This window comes from Kushneria sp. Sum13, assembly GCF_052692355.1.
Map to the genome: position 1 here is coordinate 1,867,316 of NZ_CP199847.1, position 14,735 is coordinate 1,882,050.

Here is a 14,735-nt window from a genome sequence, read left to right on the forward strand (position 1 = left end):
TACGAAAATGACCTTATGGCATCAGTCTTTCCGGCAACTTCATCGTGGCTTCATCCACGGCACGGCGCACAGCATAGGCGAACCCTTCGGCTTGTGCACTGCCGTGACTTTTCACCACGGTCGCCTTGAGCCCCAGAAAGCTGGCGCCATTATATCGCACAGGGTTGAGCTCCTGCATGAAACGACGCAGCACCGGTGTGGCCAGCCAACCTACCATTCGGGCATACCAGCCGGTCTGAAACTCTCCACGAAGTCGTGTACCCAGCATTCGAGCCAGCCCTTCACTGCTTTTAAGCGCAACATTGCCCACCATGCCATCACAGACGGCAACATCGGTATTGCCGGTAAAAAGAGCATCCCCTTCCACATAACCAACATATTCAAAATGTGAGCGTTCATGGGCGCGAAGCAGGGCATCCGCTTCTCGTACACGACGCTCTCCCTTGCTGCTTTCCGTGCCCACGTTCAAAAGCCCGACACGTGGCAATTGAATGCTGTCCACGAGTCTGACCATGGCCGCGCCCATGAAGGCAAAGTCCACGAGATGCTCTGCGCGGACATCCACATTGGCGCCAAGGTCAAGCATGTAGCAGGGTCTTTGAGAGATGGTCGGGATGGCGGCACTGATGGCAGGACGCGCCACATTGGCCAGCATACCAACATCGCGCCGCGCCAGCGCCATGATGGCACCGGTATGCTCAGCGCTGACACATGCCTGTGCTTCACCGGCACGCAGAGCCGCCAGGCATGCATGAAGACTGCCAGAGGGAGCATCGCGCAAGATACGAGAAGGAGTCATGTCGACAGGAAGACGGTCACCGGCTTCAATGAAATCGATGCGATCACGGACATGATGAAGGGTAGCGGGCAATCGGGAGAGTTCGACATCAATCAGATGGCGCTTGCCATAAAGCGTTGCGCTTGCATCCGGCCTTTGCGCCAGGGCAAGGGCTGTTCCCGGAACAGTAGCGCGGGGACCGTAGTCCCCGCCCATGGCGTCGATGGCGATACGCAAGGGCGGCATCGCCCGAATCATTTATTCTTCGACGTCAATGACCTTGCGGCCACGGTAGTATCCATCAGGTGCAACATGATGACGGAGATGGGTAGTACCGGTTTCCTTGTCCTGGGACAGCGCCGGGGCAGTCAGTGCATCGTGTGCACGACGCATACCGCGCTTGGAACGGGACTTGCGATTCTTTTGGACAGCCATTGGGTTGTCTCCGGTTGTAACGTAACGTCAAAAAAGACTCAGTGATCCTTCAGGGAACGAAGCACACTGAACGGGTTATCGGCTCGCGCCGGCGTTTGCTCGACTTCGTCACCACTTTGCAGTGCATCACGAGAAACGGCGCAATCCGCATCATCGTGATAAACCACCTGCGGAAGTGTCAGAAGCAGTTCGTCCTCGACAACCGGCAGCAAAGCCAGATGCTCGTCTTCCACAAGTACCGGCTCGTAACGTGCCGGCAGCGTCGCTGCACGCTCATCACTGGTCACCATACCAAGCAGAAAAGTGCTTTCCAGATGAACCGGCATGGCCTGCAAACATCGCTGACAGGGCATCTCGACATCGGCCACCAGTGAGCCTTCGATATAATGCTGACGCTGGGCATCAAGATCAAACGTCATGACAACATGACATTCGGCCTCCTGCCGGCCGATGGCATCGACGATACGAGGCATGGCAGAGAGAATGATTCTCCCTTCCAGACGTTCGCCGCTGGCAGCAAGCCGATAGGGCTCGACCGTTTTGGGTAGTCGCGTGGTTGACATAGGCGCGCAATAATAGGGATTGTCTGTGAAAGTGTCAAAAGAGTTGTTGCAAATGATGTGCCTGGAGCGGCCGACGCTATTTAAAATGGCGATGGTATCCTTGAGTCCATTTCACGGACCACCATTTCAGGAGAGATAATGTCCCTGCTTGTTCTTGCCTCCGGCTCTCATTCACGCCGTGAACTGCTGGGCCGTCTCGGACTGCCCTTTCACCACCACGCACCCGATATCGATGAAACACCCCGGGACGGCGAAACGCCCTGCATGCTGGCCGAGCGTCTGTCGCGTGACAAGGCCCGGGCGCTGGCAGAGCACTATCCGCATCATCTGATCATCGGCAGCGACCAGGTCGCAAGTCTCGACAATGATCTTCTGGGCAAGCCGGGCAGCCTCGATGCGACCCGCCAGCAGCTGCAACGATTTTCAGGGCGACGCGTTCGCTTTCTAACGGGACTGGCGGTGCTGGACACACGTTGCGGCCACTGCACGACGCATCTCGATCTCACAACGGTCGATATCAGAACCCTGAGCCCAGAGGAAATCGAAGGCTATCTCACAAAAGAGCCGGCCATCGATAGCGCTGGCGGCTTTTATATGGAGAAACTGGGCACAGCGCTTTTCGAGCGTATCGAGACCACTGACCCAAGCGCCCTGATCGGACTACCCCTGATCGCCCTGTGTCGATTGCTGCGTGAGGCCGGCGTCAACCCGCTACTCGAGTAACAGGGCGCAGGTGACGCCAGCCTGTTCGGCGATGGCTCAACGCAGACGAACAGGCGATTCTCCTGCATGGAAATTGATGCCGAGATACTGTGCCGCCATTCGGCCAAGGTGACGCGAGATCTGCTCCAGCGGATCGCCGCTCTGGGTATAGTCCGTCGTCTCTGCACTACCGGTCATGTCACGCGCGATATCACCAACACTTTTGAGGCCGTCCGTCAGCCCCTTGTCCACGGCCTCTTCCCCGGTCCAGACCAGCCCCGAAAAAAGCTCGGGATCGTCTGACAACCGATCCCCACGGCCGGCCTTGACGGCACTGATGAACTGATCGTGCGTTTGATCCAGCACATGCTGCCAGAAGCGCCGCTGTGCTTCACTGACGGGCTGAAACGGATCAAGCATGTCCTTGTTGTCGCCTGCGGTGAACACGCGCCGCTCGACCCCCAGCTTCTCCATGGCCCCTTCAAGTCCGAAACCCGAATAGATCACTCCGATGGAGCCGACAAGACTGGCCGGCGCTGCATAAATTTCGTCAGCCGCGGAGGCGATATAGTAGGCACCGCTGGCACCGATATCCTCGATGACCGCAATGATGGACTTGTCACCGGTACTGCGAAGACGACGAATCTCGTCATAAATGCGCTGTGACTGCACCGGCGACCCGCCGGGACTATTGATGTCCAGCACAACAGCCTTCTCCGATCCCTGCCAGGCGTTGTTCAAACCGCGAATGACCCTGTCAGCACTGGCCGGCGACTGACTGTCGATCACGCCTTCAATCCTGACCACCCCAACCTGCCTGCCGGTCAGCGATTCCTGCTCACCGGTCGCCATGAATGCCACAGTGGCCGCCACCATGATCCAGAACGTCCAGAACAGCAGGCGAAAGAAAATCTTCCAGCGTCGGCTGCGCCGCTGCTCGCGCACCATCTCAAGCAGCCATCGCTCCATCAGGGCCTCACGACTCACGCCCTCGTGAGACTGACCTGCCGTCGCTGCGCCCTCGCCCGCCCGTTCACGACCCGTCCATTGATCCTTTTGATCACTCATGCCTTTTCTACCCCTGTGCGCTGGCAGTCTGCTGTCTCCAGCCAGTCCATCAGCTCATGAAAATCCTGCACCACGCATATGGGCGAGAACGCATTCAACTGTCTGGCATCGTGAACCCCCCAGGTCACGGCAACCCGGTCCATGCCCAGCGCCTGTGCCATGCCCATGTCATGAACGCTGTCGCCAATCATGACGGCATCTTCAAGCGCCATATCGAGCGTCTCCAGCAGCTCAATCAGCATAAGGGGATCAGGTTTCGACCGGGTCAGGTCGGCCGTGCGGCTGCCATCAAACCAGTGACCACAGTCCCGCTCGGCAAAAATGCGATCCAGCCCTCGCCGACTCTTGCCGGTGGCCACGGCCATTTTGACGCCGGGGGCGGCTTTCAGCCGAGCGAGTCCTGCCTCCACGCCCTCAAAAAAAGGCAGGACAGGACCTTCCCGCTCGGCGGTTACAAAGTGATGGGCATAACACTGGCGAAGATGCTCGGCCCTTGCGTCATCAATGCCTGGACACAATCGGGCAATGGCCTCAGGCAACCCGAGACCAATGATATCGAGTACGGCCTCACGGCTCAGCGCAGGCCAGTCAACATCCAGAGCGGCCCGCTGCATGCAGTCCACGATTCGATCCGCCGAATCCATGAGCGTGCCATCCCAGTCAAAGATGATCAGACGATAACGCATCACTGTCGTGCTCCATTTGTACTCTCGGGGAAATCCGCCTGATCACTGTGCTAGCGCAAGCGTGCCAGTACGCCTTGCAGGTCGTCGCTCAAGGGCGCCTGCATCTGGACGAGCTGTTTTGAGGCGGGGTCGGTGAACCCCAGCATTCTGGCATGCAGAAAAAGACGGGACAGCTCACAGCGTTTGGCCAGACGCTCGCCGGACACACTGCCGTATTTGGTGTCACCGAGCAGCGGATGCCCGGCATGGTCAGCGTGCACCCTGATCTGATGGGTGCGCCCGGTCACGGGTTCCGCTTCTATCAGCGAGGCACCCTTTAACGACTCGATCAGCATAAAACGCGTTTTGGAAGCCTTGCCGGTTTCATCCACACGTACGCGACGCTCCCCATTGGGCAGCTCAAAGCGCAGCAGCGGCGCATCCACTTCATTTTGCTTAACGGACCACGCCCCCTCGACCAGAGCGAGATAATGCTTTTGCATTCGATGGCCGCGCAGCTCATCGCTGAGGAAATTTAGGGCATCGCGAGATTTGGCCACCAGAAGACAGCCCGAGGTGTCGCGGTCCAGTCGATGCACCAGCTCCAAGTAAGGCAGGTCATCGCGTATCTGGCGCAGCGCCTCTATCAACCCGATCTTGACCCCGCTGCCACCATGCACCGCAAGCCCCGAAGGCTTGTTGAACACCATCCAGTCCGGCGTCTCCTTTAAAAGACTACGCTCGATAACATGACGCAAATTGTCACTGACGTCCTGCACAGCCTCCTGAGGCGTTAGCCGAAGTGGCGGTACCCTGATACGGTCCCCGATAGCCAGGCGTTGACTGGCCTTGCAACGCCCACCATTGATGCGCACTTCGCCACGACGAATGATGCGATAAATCAGGGTACGAGGCGCGCCCTTGAGATGGGCAAGAAGAAAATTGTCCAGTCGCTGTCCATCATGATGCTCGTCAATTTCAAGCCACTGAACTCCACGCCCCTCGGCCATGTCTGCTTCCTCTTTTACCGGCTGTAAGGGGCGGCATTGTAGCGAAATAACGCCGTGATGACCCTGATTGTGGGCACCAGGGTTTACTGTTATATTCCGGGGGCTTCCTTAAGGTTTAAAAGACCTGATAGCGCCTGCAATAGATGACACGCAGGCCGAAGCAACAGAACAGTCGTCGGGTTATCAATGCCTGACACCTGGCAGTATTGAAGCACCCGGATTTTGCATCACGGGATAAACCATTTCCGTACCGAAAGCCGGTGCTGTTGAATTGATGGTTACCAGGTGTGACCGCCCTACTGGAAGACCGGTTAAGCAACCATGCTGCCGCGACATGTCTTCAGGCGGTCACGTACTCAACATGATCATGAAGCCTTTCCGGGGCCTGTCTGTATGACGCCCGTGGAATTGAAACATACTTGTAGACATGCGCTGAGCACAAACACTCTGGCCCGCGATTCGGCGTCACCGATGCCCGGCGCCACAGGCACTCAATGACAAGGTTTAACAACCCCTGTGGCACGGCATTTGTCTGACGGTACGCTCAGTCAGTGAGACAATATGAAACGCATGCTTATCAACGCGACGCAGCCCGAAGAGCTGAGAGTCGCGCTGGTCGATGGTCAAAGACTTTATGACCTCGATATCGAATCCGGTGCCCGCGAACAAAAAAAGGCCAACATCTATCGCGGACGCATTACCCGTGTTGAACCCAGCCTTGAAGCTGCCTTTGTCGACTTTGGCGCTGACCGCCACGGCTTTTTGCCGCTCAAGGAAATCTCGCGCGAATATTTCTCGAAAGAGCCTTCCGGCAACGGTCGCCCAAATATTCGTGAAGTGATCAAGGAAGGCCAGGAAGTCATTGTCCAGGTCGACAAGGAAGAGCGCGGCAACAAGGGCGCGGCACTGACCTCCTTTGTCAGTCTGGCCGGTCGTTTTCTGGTCCTGATGCCCAACAATCCGCGAGCCGGCGGTATCTCTCGTCGCATTGAAGGCGATGAACGTACCGAACTCAAGGAGGCCATGAGCCAGCTCAACATGCCCGAAAAAATGGGCGTGATTGTTCGTACGGCCGGCATTGGCCGCTCCTCCGAGGAGCTGCAGTGGGATCTGGACTATCTGGTGCAGGTCTGGGAAACCATTACCGAAGAAGCCGGCAAGCGCTCGGCCCCCTTCCTGATTTATCGGGAATCCAACGTCATCATTCGTGCCATGCGCGATTACCTGCGTCAGGACATCGGCGAGGTATTGATTGACCATACCGACGTACACGAAGAAGCCATTAACTTCGTCAAGCAGGTCATGCCGTCGTATCAGCAGAAGATCAAGCTGTACAACGATGACGTGCCGCTGTTCTCTCGTTTTCAGATCGAATCCCAGATCGAGACGGCCTACGAGCGTGAAGTGAAACTGCCTTCAGGCGGCTCGGTGGTCATCGACCATACCGAAGCACTGGTCTCCATCGACATCAACTCCTCACGCGCCACCAAGGGTGGTGACATCGAGGAAACGGCACTGCAGACCAATCTCGAGGCTGCCGACGAAATTGCCCGTCAGCTGCGTCTTCGTGATATTGGCGGCCTGGTAGTGATCGACTTTATCGACATGACCCCGGCCCGCAATCAGCGCGAAGTCGAAAATCGCGTCCGGGATGCCCTCAAGCTTGATCGCGCTCGCGTTCAGATTGGTCGCATCTCGCGTTTCGGTCTCATGGAAATGTCACGTCAGCGCCTGCGTCCATCGCTGGGCGAAACCAGCGGCGTGGTGTGCCCGCGCTGTAACGGTCAGGGCACCATTCGCGATGTCCGCTCACTGTCACTCTCGATCATGCGACTGATCGAGGAAGAGGCAATGAAGGATCGCAGCTCACAGATCCGTGCCATGCTGCCGGTACCGGTTGCGACCTACCTGCTCAACGAAAAGCGCAACGTTCTGGCCGACATCGAGCGTCGTCAGGGGGTACGCGTCATGCTGCTGCCCCAGCCCGAACTTGAAACACCGCATTACGACGTGCAGCGCTACCGTGATGATCAGGTCGACCCTGAAGAGGCCGCGCGCTCGAGCTTTGAAATGTCGGACGACTTCGAAGCCCCTGAAGACGAAAGCGAAACCTATCGCAAACCCGTCAAGCGCACTGAAGCCGCGGTTCGGTCGGTGGCCCACCGCACACCGGCCCCCGAGCCCGTGGCAGCCCCGGTCGAAGAAGAACCTTCAGGCTTTTTGAGCCGTCTGATGAAAGGCTTCAATCGCCTGATGGGCAGCGATGAAAGCAGCAGCAAGCAGGAAACGACAAGCGCCGAGCCCCAGAAGGAAAGCACCCGGCAGGCACCAAACGCGCGAGAAGAAAAACCAAAGCCGGCCCCGCAGGACAATATCGCCCGCGATGAGCAGAAATCTTCATCCAGCAATGGCGAACAGCGCAATAACCGTCGTGACAGCACAAAGCGTGACGACAGCGCTGGAAGCAGAAACGGTCGTAACGAAAAACGCACCGCTTCTGACAAGGGCCGTGATGACAAGAGCCGTCGCGACCGACCTTCACGCGAGTCCGACAAGGGCGATAACGCGAGCGGTCGTAATGACAAGCGCCAGCAAAACAATGCCCCGGACAAGTCAGATAACGCCAGTGCCGAGCGCAATGACAAGCGTCAGCAAAGCGCTTCAACTCCAAAAAGCGACAACACCGCTCCCGAGCGTAGCGACAAGCGCCCGCAAGGTGCCGCGACAGAAAAGAGCACTGACAAGGCGAGTGAAGACAGCGAGCGTAAAAAGCCTGTCTCCGAGGCCCCTGCCAAAACGGAGGGTGCCCAGGATGAACGTGCCCAGCCCTCGCCCGCTGCGTCTCAGGACAGCGATGACGGCAAGCCGCGTCGTACCCGCAACAACCCGCGTCAGCGCAGCCGCAAGCAGGCGTTGAACCCGGAAGCGGTCGCTGAGCAGGAACGCCTGCAGGCTGAAGCCGACCAGTCGGCAGCCTCTGCTGCTCCTGAAGACGCTGCGAAAGAGGTGGCCACGAAAGAAACTGCCAGTCAGGCAAACTTGAGCGCTGCGACGTCCAGTGAGCCCACCAGCACCAATTCGAAAGTGGCGGCTCAAACCAGTGACGCTTCCACCACGGACGGCGCCACTTCCAAAGCGCCAAAGCCTGCGCCGGAGAAAACAGCCTCAGGCTCTGACGACAAGGCGCCGGCCACTGAAGACAAGACACCGTCTACCTCAGGAAATGGTCGCAAATCCGTCAGCGCCACCTTTGGTCGTGAACCGCTGCCCGCCGAAACCACCTCTGATCAGAAAGGTGTCAAGACGAGCAAGGCTGCCGAGACCACAGGGTCTGCCGCCAATACGGTCCAAAAGGCTGATACGGAGCAGCAGGACAAGGTCGCTGCCAAAACGTCGCCAAAAGGCGACGATGTGACCGGTGACAGCCCCTCCGGCGAAGCGGCCTCTGCAAAGTCGGATAAAGCTGCGGCCATGACCGACACGAAAGCCGTCAGGGAAAGTGGTCAACAGTCTCCGGTAGATGCAACCGCAACGGCTGCAGACAGCACCACTCAAAAGCCTGGTGATAGCGTCAAGGAAGCATCATCTGCCAAACCGGCTTCCAACGCCAAAAAGGAAGCGACCGACGCAGGCAAGCCGGCTGTTGCCAATGAAGCCACTCCGCGTGAGCAGCCTCATCTGGTATCGCAGGAAGCCAAAGCGTCCGTTACGGCCAAAGCTTCAAGCGAGGCGCCGACGCGTGACATCAACAAGCAGAGTGTGACCTCGCGCGAAAAGGCCGCGGAAACATCCGCACCGAAAAGCCCGACAGCGCCTGAAGCCGGACAGGTAGCAGAACAGAAGCCCAGTGCTGCCACTGCCAAAGACGCTGAAAAACCGTCGTCGATCGATGCCACCAGGCCTGCAAACGTTGAAGCCTCCACGGCCTCGTCCAGCAGCAAGCGCGAGACCACTACCGGCGCCAGTGACAAAGCATCACCCAGTGCTGAAAAAAACGCCGACAAGGCGACAGGCTCTGACACCACGTCAGTGAAAGACGAAGCCACCGCCAGGGAAGCCGCTTCTCAGCAGCGTCAGCGTCGCCGCGCACATAATGATCCGCGTGAACGTCGTCGTCAGCAGCAGCGCGAGCAGCGTGATAACCAGACTTCTGGTGAATAACGCCTGACCCGCATCGAAAAGGCCCACTCCAATGGAGTGGGCCTTTTTTGTCTGCAGAATCCGGGCCTTGTCTGCAATTCCCAAGTTTGCATCTTACTGTCCAATAATACCGGGCTCCATCTCGAGCATAACGCCAAAGCGTGCTTCAACAGACGCACGGATACGTTTTGCCATATCCAGTAGATCGCTCACGCTGCCGTCACCGTAATGCACCAGTACCAGCGCCTGCTGTTGATGAACCCCAACCCCATTGCTGCGATAGCCCTTCCAGCCGCATTGATCGATCAACCAGCCGGCGGCCAGTTTGGTGCCCTGATCGGTCGACCAGACCGGCATGGCAGGCCACTGCGTCATCAGGGCTTCAGCCCGTTCGGTGGGTACCACAGGATTTTTGAAAAAGCTTCCGGCATTGCCCAGCCTGCGGGGGTCAGGCAGCTTTTCCTGGCGAATGGCCGCCACGGCCGTGGCCACATCACTCGGACCGGGATTTTCCGGCAGACGGCGAGCAAGATCGCCATAGCCGACACGCGGTTTGCCGTCGAGATGAAGTCTAAGGACAACCCTGACGACCATGACCCTTCCAGCCAGTGTCGTCTTGAACACGCTGTGTCGATAACCGAAGTCACACTTCGCCCGATCCAGTATCTCGTAGCGGCCATCATCAAGGTGCATGACATGCACGCTGTCGATGACATCACCGATTTCGCTGCCATAGGCGCCGATATTCTGTATGGGCGCCGCGCCCACCGATCCCGGAATCAGCGCCAGATTTTCGATGCCCCACCAGCCAGCCGAGGTGGTTTTCTCAACCAGCGCGTGCCAGTCAACGCCCGCTTCTATATGCCAGAGCGCCTCATTCGCGCTGACAGGCTCCTGCCAGATGCGCTGCCCCGTATAGCGCACCACCAGTCCATCAATACAGGGGTTCATGACGACATTGCTGCCGCCACCCAGAGGGATAATGCGACTGAATCGGTGACGGCCGGCAGAAAGGACACGACGAAGGGAAAGCAACGAGTCGGCTTCGGCAAGTGCCTGCGCCCGGGACTCAAAACCCAGCGTGTTGCGGGACTTCAGGGAAACGCCATACTGCATCCTCAACCCAGTGCTTCCCGACGTTCGATATGCTCAAGCAGCCCCTGACAGCCGGCAGCGATCTGATCAGCCACCTGCTCGAAATTATCGGTATTGCCAAAATAGGGATCACCGATCTCCACACCTGTCCCCTCGTGTGAAAAATCCATCAGCAATCCCACATGGGCGCGTCGATCCCTTGGAGCCATCCTTCTCAGGGCAGACAGATTGTCCGCATCCATGCAGAGGATGTAGTCAAAGCGCTCGAAGTCATCCGGGCGAATGACGCGGCCACGCAGATCCGAGATATCAGCATCACGCTGATGGGCTTCGCGCTGGGCTCGGGGGTCGGGCGGTTCCCCCACGTGGTAGTCGCCGACACCGCAGGAGTCGACCTCTATACGATCCTCAAGGGCCTTGCGCTGTACCCCCTGGCGGAAAAGACCTTCTGCCATGGGAGAACGACAGATGTTGCCCAGGCAGACAAACAGGACTCGAATCAATCTGAGCTCCTTGTCAGCAGCTCACGCACACGTGCCAGATCCTCTGGCGTATCAACGCCGGCAGGATATTGCTCGGTAGCCACGGCCACCGAAATGGCGTAACCATGATAGAGCGCTCGAAGCTGTTCGAGCTGCTCACAGGCTTCAATGGGCGCAACTGGAAGATTTCGATAATCGCGCAAAAACGAGGCGCGATAGGCGTAAATACCGATGTGTCGAAGCCAGCCCTGCCCCAGGTCGTGCTCTCCCGGTGGGTGAGCAGAATCCGACGGATCAAAGCGATCACGGTCCCAGGGAATGGGCGCACGTGAAAAATAAAGGGCCCGCCCCTGCTGGCTGCAGACCACCTTGACCACGCTTGTGCGCATCAGGGTAGCTCGATCGGCAATGGGTTCTGCAAGCGTTGCCATCGCCGCCCCATCGTCTGCCTTGAGTGATTCGGCTACGCGATCAATCAGGCCACTGGGTAGAAGCGGCTCGTCACCCTGCACGTTGACGATGCAATCGTCATCATGAAGATCAAGCCTGTCGATGACCTCTGTCAGCCGCGACGTACCGTTGACATGATCCTCACGGGTCATGACAACGTCCGCCCCAAAGCCACGCGCAACGCCAGCAATCTGCTCGTTGTCAGTGGCAATCAGCACCCGAGAGGCCCCTGATGTCATGGCACGCTGCCAGACATGCTCGATCATGGGCCTGCCGGCAATCTCAAGCAGCGGCTTGCCGGGCAGACGCTGCGAGGCAAATCTGGCCGGAATGATGACGGTAAAGGCCTGACTCATAATGCAGCCGATGTTCCAGGCTGTTTGCCCAGCGACTCTTCAACACTCAAGCGCCGTGCCCGGCTGACAAGCATGACCGGAATGCCATCGGTCACCGGATAGGCCAGCCCGCTTTCGCGACACAGCAGCTCATTGGTCTCGCGGTTGTATTCAAGCTTTCCGCCACTTTCAGGGCATACCAGCATGGCAAGCAGTTCCTGATCCATTCTCTTTCTCCTGCATCAAAGTTTTTCAAGACGCGAGGCCAGCCACTTGATCAGGGCAGGCTCCGGGCACGCTTCAATATCCAGCGACCAGCAACGCTCGTTGGCAAAGGCACGACACTTGACAGCATCCTTGGCGGTCATGACCACCGGGCGATTATCGGCAAAGCGCACATCCTGCGCCGAAAAACGATGATGGTCCGGCAGCGGATGTTGATCAAACACCACGCCCAGCGTCTCGAGTGTTTTAAAAAAACGCTGGGGATTGCCAATGCCGGCAATGGCATGGACTCGCCCATCGAAAGGACGAGCGTCGATACTATAGCAAACCCCATCATTGAGGTGACGCCATGCACTGGGCACCAGTGACATGGAATATTGCGCGACCGTACCGGAAGACTGTAGATCGCCGTTGGAGATAATGGCATCCACCTCTTCCAGTCGGGAAAGTGGCTCGCGCAGCGGGCCGACCGGCAGGCAGCAACCATTGCCGAACCCACGCATGCCATCGACCACGACCAGCTCGATATCGCGTCCCAGCGCATGGTGCTGCAGCCCATCGTCAGACAGCAAAATATTGCAGCCGGCCGCAATCAATTTACGTGCCGCACGAGGACGGTCCGGGTCCACCACGACAGGTAACCGGGTCTGCTGCGCCAGCATGACAGGTTCATCACCGGCATGGGCCACATCACTGGTGTCGCTGACATAGAAGGGATAGCGCGGTGCATGACCTCCATACCCGCGCGAGATGATCCCGGGCTGCCAGCCCTTATCCTTCAGCCAGCGCCCCAGCCACGCGGTCAGCGGGGATTTACCGGTGCCTCCGACAGTAATATTGCCCACCACGATCACCGGTACCGGCGATGTCCATATTTCACGTCGGCCGCTCTGGTAGGCCTGACGCCGGCGAGCCGTGACGTTTTTATACAGGACTTCCAGTGGTGTCAGCAGACCCGGCCATCGGGCGCCGCTGTACCACGCCCGTTCGAGGCGCTTCATGGCGCCATCAGCCCAGCTGAGCTCTCACACCGGGACATTGCTTCGCTCCTCACTGAACTGAATGCGATGCAATGCGGCATAGGCACCGTCCTGCTCCAGTAGCGCGGCATGACTCCCGGATTCGATAACCTCACCGTTATCCATGACCAGAATGCGATCAGCCTGTTCGATGGTCGACAGCCTGTGGGCTATCACGAAGGTGGTACGTCCCTCGCAAACCTTTTCGAGGGCCCGCTGAATGTAGCGTTCGGATTCGGTATCCAGCGCCGAGGTGGCCTCATCCAGTATCAGGATCGGGGCATTCTTGAAAATGGCACGCGCAATGGCGATACGCTGGCGCTGTCCACCGGAGAGCATGACGCCATTGTCACCGACCAGGGTGTCATAACCCTTTGGCAGACGCTCAATGAATTCATCGGCATACGCCGCCTGTGCGGCAGCCACGACCTCTTCACGTGACGCATGATCAATGCCGTAGGCGATATTATCGGCAATGGTGGCGTTGAAAAGCGTCACATTCTGGGTCACCAGCGCGATCTGGCGGCGCAGGGCCTGCATCGAATAATCGCGGACATCCACGCCATCAATGCAGATACGACCGTCTGTCGCATCATAAAACCGCGGCAACATATTCATCATGGTGCTCTTGCCGCTGCCCGATCGCCCGACCAGGGCAATCATTTCGCCGGCATGAACCTCATGATTGATGCCCTTGAGCACATCCGGCAGGTCGCTGCCGTAGCGAAAGCGGACATCTTCAAAGCTGACCCGCCCCTGAACACGGCCCGGATCGTGCGTGCCATTGTCCGGTTCACGCGGTCTGTCCATCAGTTCAAAAAGCTCCTGAGCGGCGGCCAGACCCTTTTGAATAACGCCATTGATTTCCGTCAACGACTTGATGGGCTTGATGATCATGCTCGCAGCGGTGATGAATCCGATAAACTGCCCCGGGCTCATATTTCCCAATAGTTCAGGGGCCAGTGCCAGCCATACCAGCACTGCCAGCGACACGGCCACCAGTGTCTGAATGACTGGTGCGCTGATGGACTTGGTCAGGGCCTCCTTGAGACTCTGGTCACGATTGTACTGGCTCGCACGGTTAAAGCGCTCGTATTCGTGCTGCTCTGCCCCGTGCGTGCGCACCACGCGATACCCGGTGATGGTTTCGGAAGCCACATGCGTCACCTCTCCCACCGACTTCTGAATGCGCCTTGAGAGCTTGCGAAAGCGCTTGCTGCACCAGGCCACCACCAGACCGATCAGCGGCGTGATCGCGATAAAGATCAACATCAGCTTCCAGTTGACCCAAAACAGATAAAACGTGAGCCCCACCACCAGCATGCCTTCCTGAAGCACGACGTTCAGGGCCTTGGTTGCCGCACCGGTGACCTGCTCAACGTGATAGGTCACTCGAGAAATCAGGTGGCCACCGCTGTTTTCATCGTAAAAGCGACCCGGTAGATGCAGCATCTGGTCGAAGACCGAAACGCGCAGACGATGGACCACATTGCGCGCCACATACTCCATGCCATAGGTCCCCAGAAAGGTACCAAAGCCACGGGCAACAAAGATGCCGATCATCATCAGGGGCAAGGCCTGACGAAAATCGGCATCGGGATTTTGTATACCGTCTGTCAGAAACTCCATGATACGTGCCATGAGAGTACTGGACCCGGCATAAATGGCGTTGCCAATCAATGCGATCGCAAAAGCCTTCCAGAAAGGCTTCACATAGGTCAGCAGACGGGCGTACAGCGTCAGGCTGGCGTTTGACTTCACGGGCTCT

The 14,735-nt window shown here is 58.1% G+C and carries 14 protein-coding genes; 2 read left to right on the forward strand and 12 right to left on the reverse strand.

Going from position 1 to position 14,735, the window contains the following annotated elements; all coding sequences use genetic code 11:
- Positions 1 to 13 precede the first annotated feature (13 nt).
- From plsX to ACUN8C_RS08840, 3 genes are read right to left on the reverse strand one after another with little or no spacing between them, the layout of a single operon-like run.
- Positions 14 to 1,024, reverse strand: a complete 1,011-nt coding sequence (plsX, locus tag ACUN8C_RS08830) for a phosphate acyltransferase PlsX (RefSeq protein WP_445618882.1) — start codon at positions 1,022 to 1,024, stop codon at positions 14 to 16.
- A gap of 12 nt (positions 1,025 to 1,036) precedes the next feature.
- Positions 1,037 to 1,213, reverse strand: coding sequence for a 50S ribosomal protein L32 (gene rpmF, locus ACUN8C_RS08835; RefSeq protein ID WP_108843438.1), 177 nt, complete (start codon positions 1,211 to 1,213; stop codon positions 1,037 to 1,039).
- 38 nt (positions 1,214 to 1,251) lie between these two features.
- Positions 1,252 to 1,776: a YceD family protein gene (locus ACUN8C_RS08840; RefSeq protein ID WP_445618883.1), complete on the reverse strand. Its 525-nt coding sequence runs from the start codon at positions 1,774 to 1,776 to the stop codon at positions 1,252 to 1,254.
- 138 nt (positions 1,777 to 1,914) lie between these two features.
- Here ACUN8C_RS08840 and ACUN8C_RS08845 point away from each other — a divergent pair, with 138 nt between their 5' ends.
- Positions 1,915 to 2,499 (forward strand): Maf family protein, encoded by a 585-nt coding sequence (locus ACUN8C_RS08845; protein ID WP_445618884.1) that lies wholly within the window; start codon positions 1,915 to 1,917, stop codon positions 2,497 to 2,499.
- A gap of 36 nt (positions 2,500 to 2,535) precedes the next feature.
- On the opposite strand, the gene ACUN8C_RS08850 is transcribed toward ACUN8C_RS08845, so the two are convergent.
- From ACUN8C_RS08850 to ACUN8C_RS08860, 3 genes are read right to left on the reverse strand one after another with little or no spacing between them, the layout of a single operon-like run.
- Positions 2,536 to 3,546, reverse strand: coding sequence for a S49 family peptidase (locus tag ACUN8C_RS08850; RefSeq protein ID WP_445618885.1), 1,011 nt, complete (start codon positions 3,544 to 3,546; stop codon positions 2,536 to 2,538).
- Positions 3,543 to 4,232 (reverse strand): HAD family hydrolase, encoded by a 690-nt coding sequence (locus ACUN8C_RS08855; protein ID WP_445618886.1) that lies wholly within the window; start codon positions 4,230 to 4,232, stop codon positions 3,543 to 3,545. The genes ACUN8C_RS08850 and ACUN8C_RS08855 overlap by 4 nt, the downstream gene beginning before the upstream one ends.
- Before the next feature lie 50 nt (positions 4,233 to 4,282).
- Entirely contained in the window at positions 4,283 to 5,221 is a 939-nt protein-coding gene (locus ACUN8C_RS08860) for an RluA family pseudouridine synthase (protein WP_445618887.1), read from the reverse strand.
- A 561-nt stretch (positions 5,222 to 5,782) separates the two neighbouring features.
- Between ACUN8C_RS08860 and rne the strand changes: the two genes are divergently transcribed.
- Positions 5,783 to 9,382: a ribonuclease E gene (rne, locus tag ACUN8C_RS08865; protein ID WP_445618888.1), complete on the forward strand. Its 3,600-nt coding sequence runs from the start codon at positions 5,783 to 5,785 to the stop codon at positions 9,380 to 9,382.
- Between the two features lie 93 nt (positions 9,383 to 9,475).
- Here rne and murB read toward each other — a convergent pair whose 3' ends face one another.
- The 6 genes from murB to msbA are packed head-to-tail and all read right to left on the reverse strand — an operon-like array spanning position 9,476 to position 14,728.
- Positions 9,476 to 10,477, reverse strand: coding sequence for a UDP-N-acetylmuramate dehydrogenase (murB, locus tag ACUN8C_RS08870; RefSeq protein ID WP_445621846.1), 1,002 nt, complete (start codon positions 10,475 to 10,477; stop codon positions 9,476 to 9,478).
- 2 nt (positions 10,478 to 10,479) lie between these two features.
- On the reverse strand, positions 10,480 to 10,959 hold the full coding sequence (locus ACUN8C_RS08875) for a low molecular weight protein-tyrosine-phosphatase (protein ID WP_445618889.1): 480 nt from the start codon (positions 10,957 to 10,959) through the stop codon (positions 10,480 to 10,482).
- Entirely contained in the window at positions 10,956 to 11,744 is a 789-nt protein-coding gene (gene kdsB / locus ACUN8C_RS08880) for a 3-deoxy-manno-octulosonate cytidylyltransferase (protein WP_445618890.1), read from the reverse strand. Before kdsB ends, ACUN8C_RS08875 begins: the two co-directional genes overlap by 4 nt.
- On the reverse strand, positions 11,741 to 11,950 hold the full coding sequence (locus ACUN8C_RS08885; RefSeq protein WP_445618891.1) for a Trm112 family protein: 210 nt from the start codon (positions 11,948 to 11,950) through the stop codon (positions 11,741 to 11,743). Before ACUN8C_RS08885 ends, kdsB begins: the two co-directional genes overlap by 4 nt.
- Before the next feature lie 15 nt (positions 11,951 to 11,965).
- Positions 11,966 to 12,949 carry a tetraacyldisaccharide 4'-kinase gene (lpxK, locus tag ACUN8C_RS08890; RefSeq protein ID WP_445618892.1) on the reverse strand — a complete coding sequence of 328 codons (984 nt, stop codon included), beginning with the start codon at positions 12,947 to 12,949 and terminating at the stop codon, positions 11,966 to 11,968.
- A gap of 24 nt (positions 12,950 to 12,973) precedes the next feature.
- Complete coding sequence (msbA, locus tag ACUN8C_RS08895; protein WP_445618893.1) at positions 12,974 to 14,728, reverse strand: lipid A export permease/ATP-binding protein MsbA; 1,755 nt, start codon at positions 14,726 to 14,728, stop codon at positions 12,974 to 12,976.
- Positions 14,729 to 14,735: the final 7 nt, after the last annotated feature.

Bases quoted from the DNA above. Each gene is read 5' to 3' on its own strand.
- plsX (WP_445618882.1), bottom strand. From the start codon at position 1,024: ATGCCGCCCTTGCGTATCGCCATCGACGCCATGGGCGGGGACTACGGT.
- rpmF (WP_108843438.1), bottom strand. From the start codon at position 1,213: ATGGCTGTCCAAAAGAATCGCAAGTCCCGTTCCAAGCGCGGTATGCGT.
- ACUN8C_RS08840 (WP_445618883.1), bottom strand. From the start codon at position 1,776: ATGTCAACCACGCGACTACCCAAAACGGTCGAGCCCTATCGGCTTGCT.
- ACUN8C_RS08845 (WP_445618884.1), top strand. From the start codon at position 1,915: ATGTCCCTGCTTGTTCTTGCCTCCGGCTCTCATTCACGCCGTGAACTG.
- ACUN8C_RS08850 (WP_445618885.1), bottom strand. From the start codon at position 3,546: ATGAGTGATCAAAAGGATCAATGGACGGGTCGTGAACGGGCGGGCGAG.
- ACUN8C_RS08855 (WP_445618886.1), bottom strand. From the start codon at position 4,232: ATGCGTTATCGTCTGATCATCTTTGACTGGGATGGCACGCTCATGGAT.
- ACUN8C_RS08860 (WP_445618887.1), bottom strand. From the start codon at position 5,221: ATGGCCGAGGGGCGTGGAGTTCAGTGGCTTGAAATTGACGAGCATCAT.
- rne (WP_445618888.1), top strand. From the start codon at position 5,783: ATGAAACGCATGCTTATCAACGCGACGCAGCCCGAAGAGCTGAGAGTC.
- murB (WP_445621846.1), bottom strand. From the start codon at position 10,477: ATGCAGTATGGCGTTTCCCTGAAGTCCCGCAACACGCTGGGTTTTGAG.
- kdsB (WP_445618890.1), bottom strand. From the start codon at position 11,744: ATGAGTCAGGCCTTTACCGTCATCATTCCGGCCAGATTTGCCTCGCAG.
- ACUN8C_RS08885 (WP_445618891.1), bottom strand. From the start codon at position 11,950: ATGGATCAGGAACTGCTTGCCATGCTGGTATGCCCTGAAAGTGGCGGA.
- lpxK (WP_445618892.1), bottom strand. From the start codon at position 12,949: ATGAAGCGCCTCGAACGGGCGTGGTACAGCGGCGCCCGATGGCCGGGT.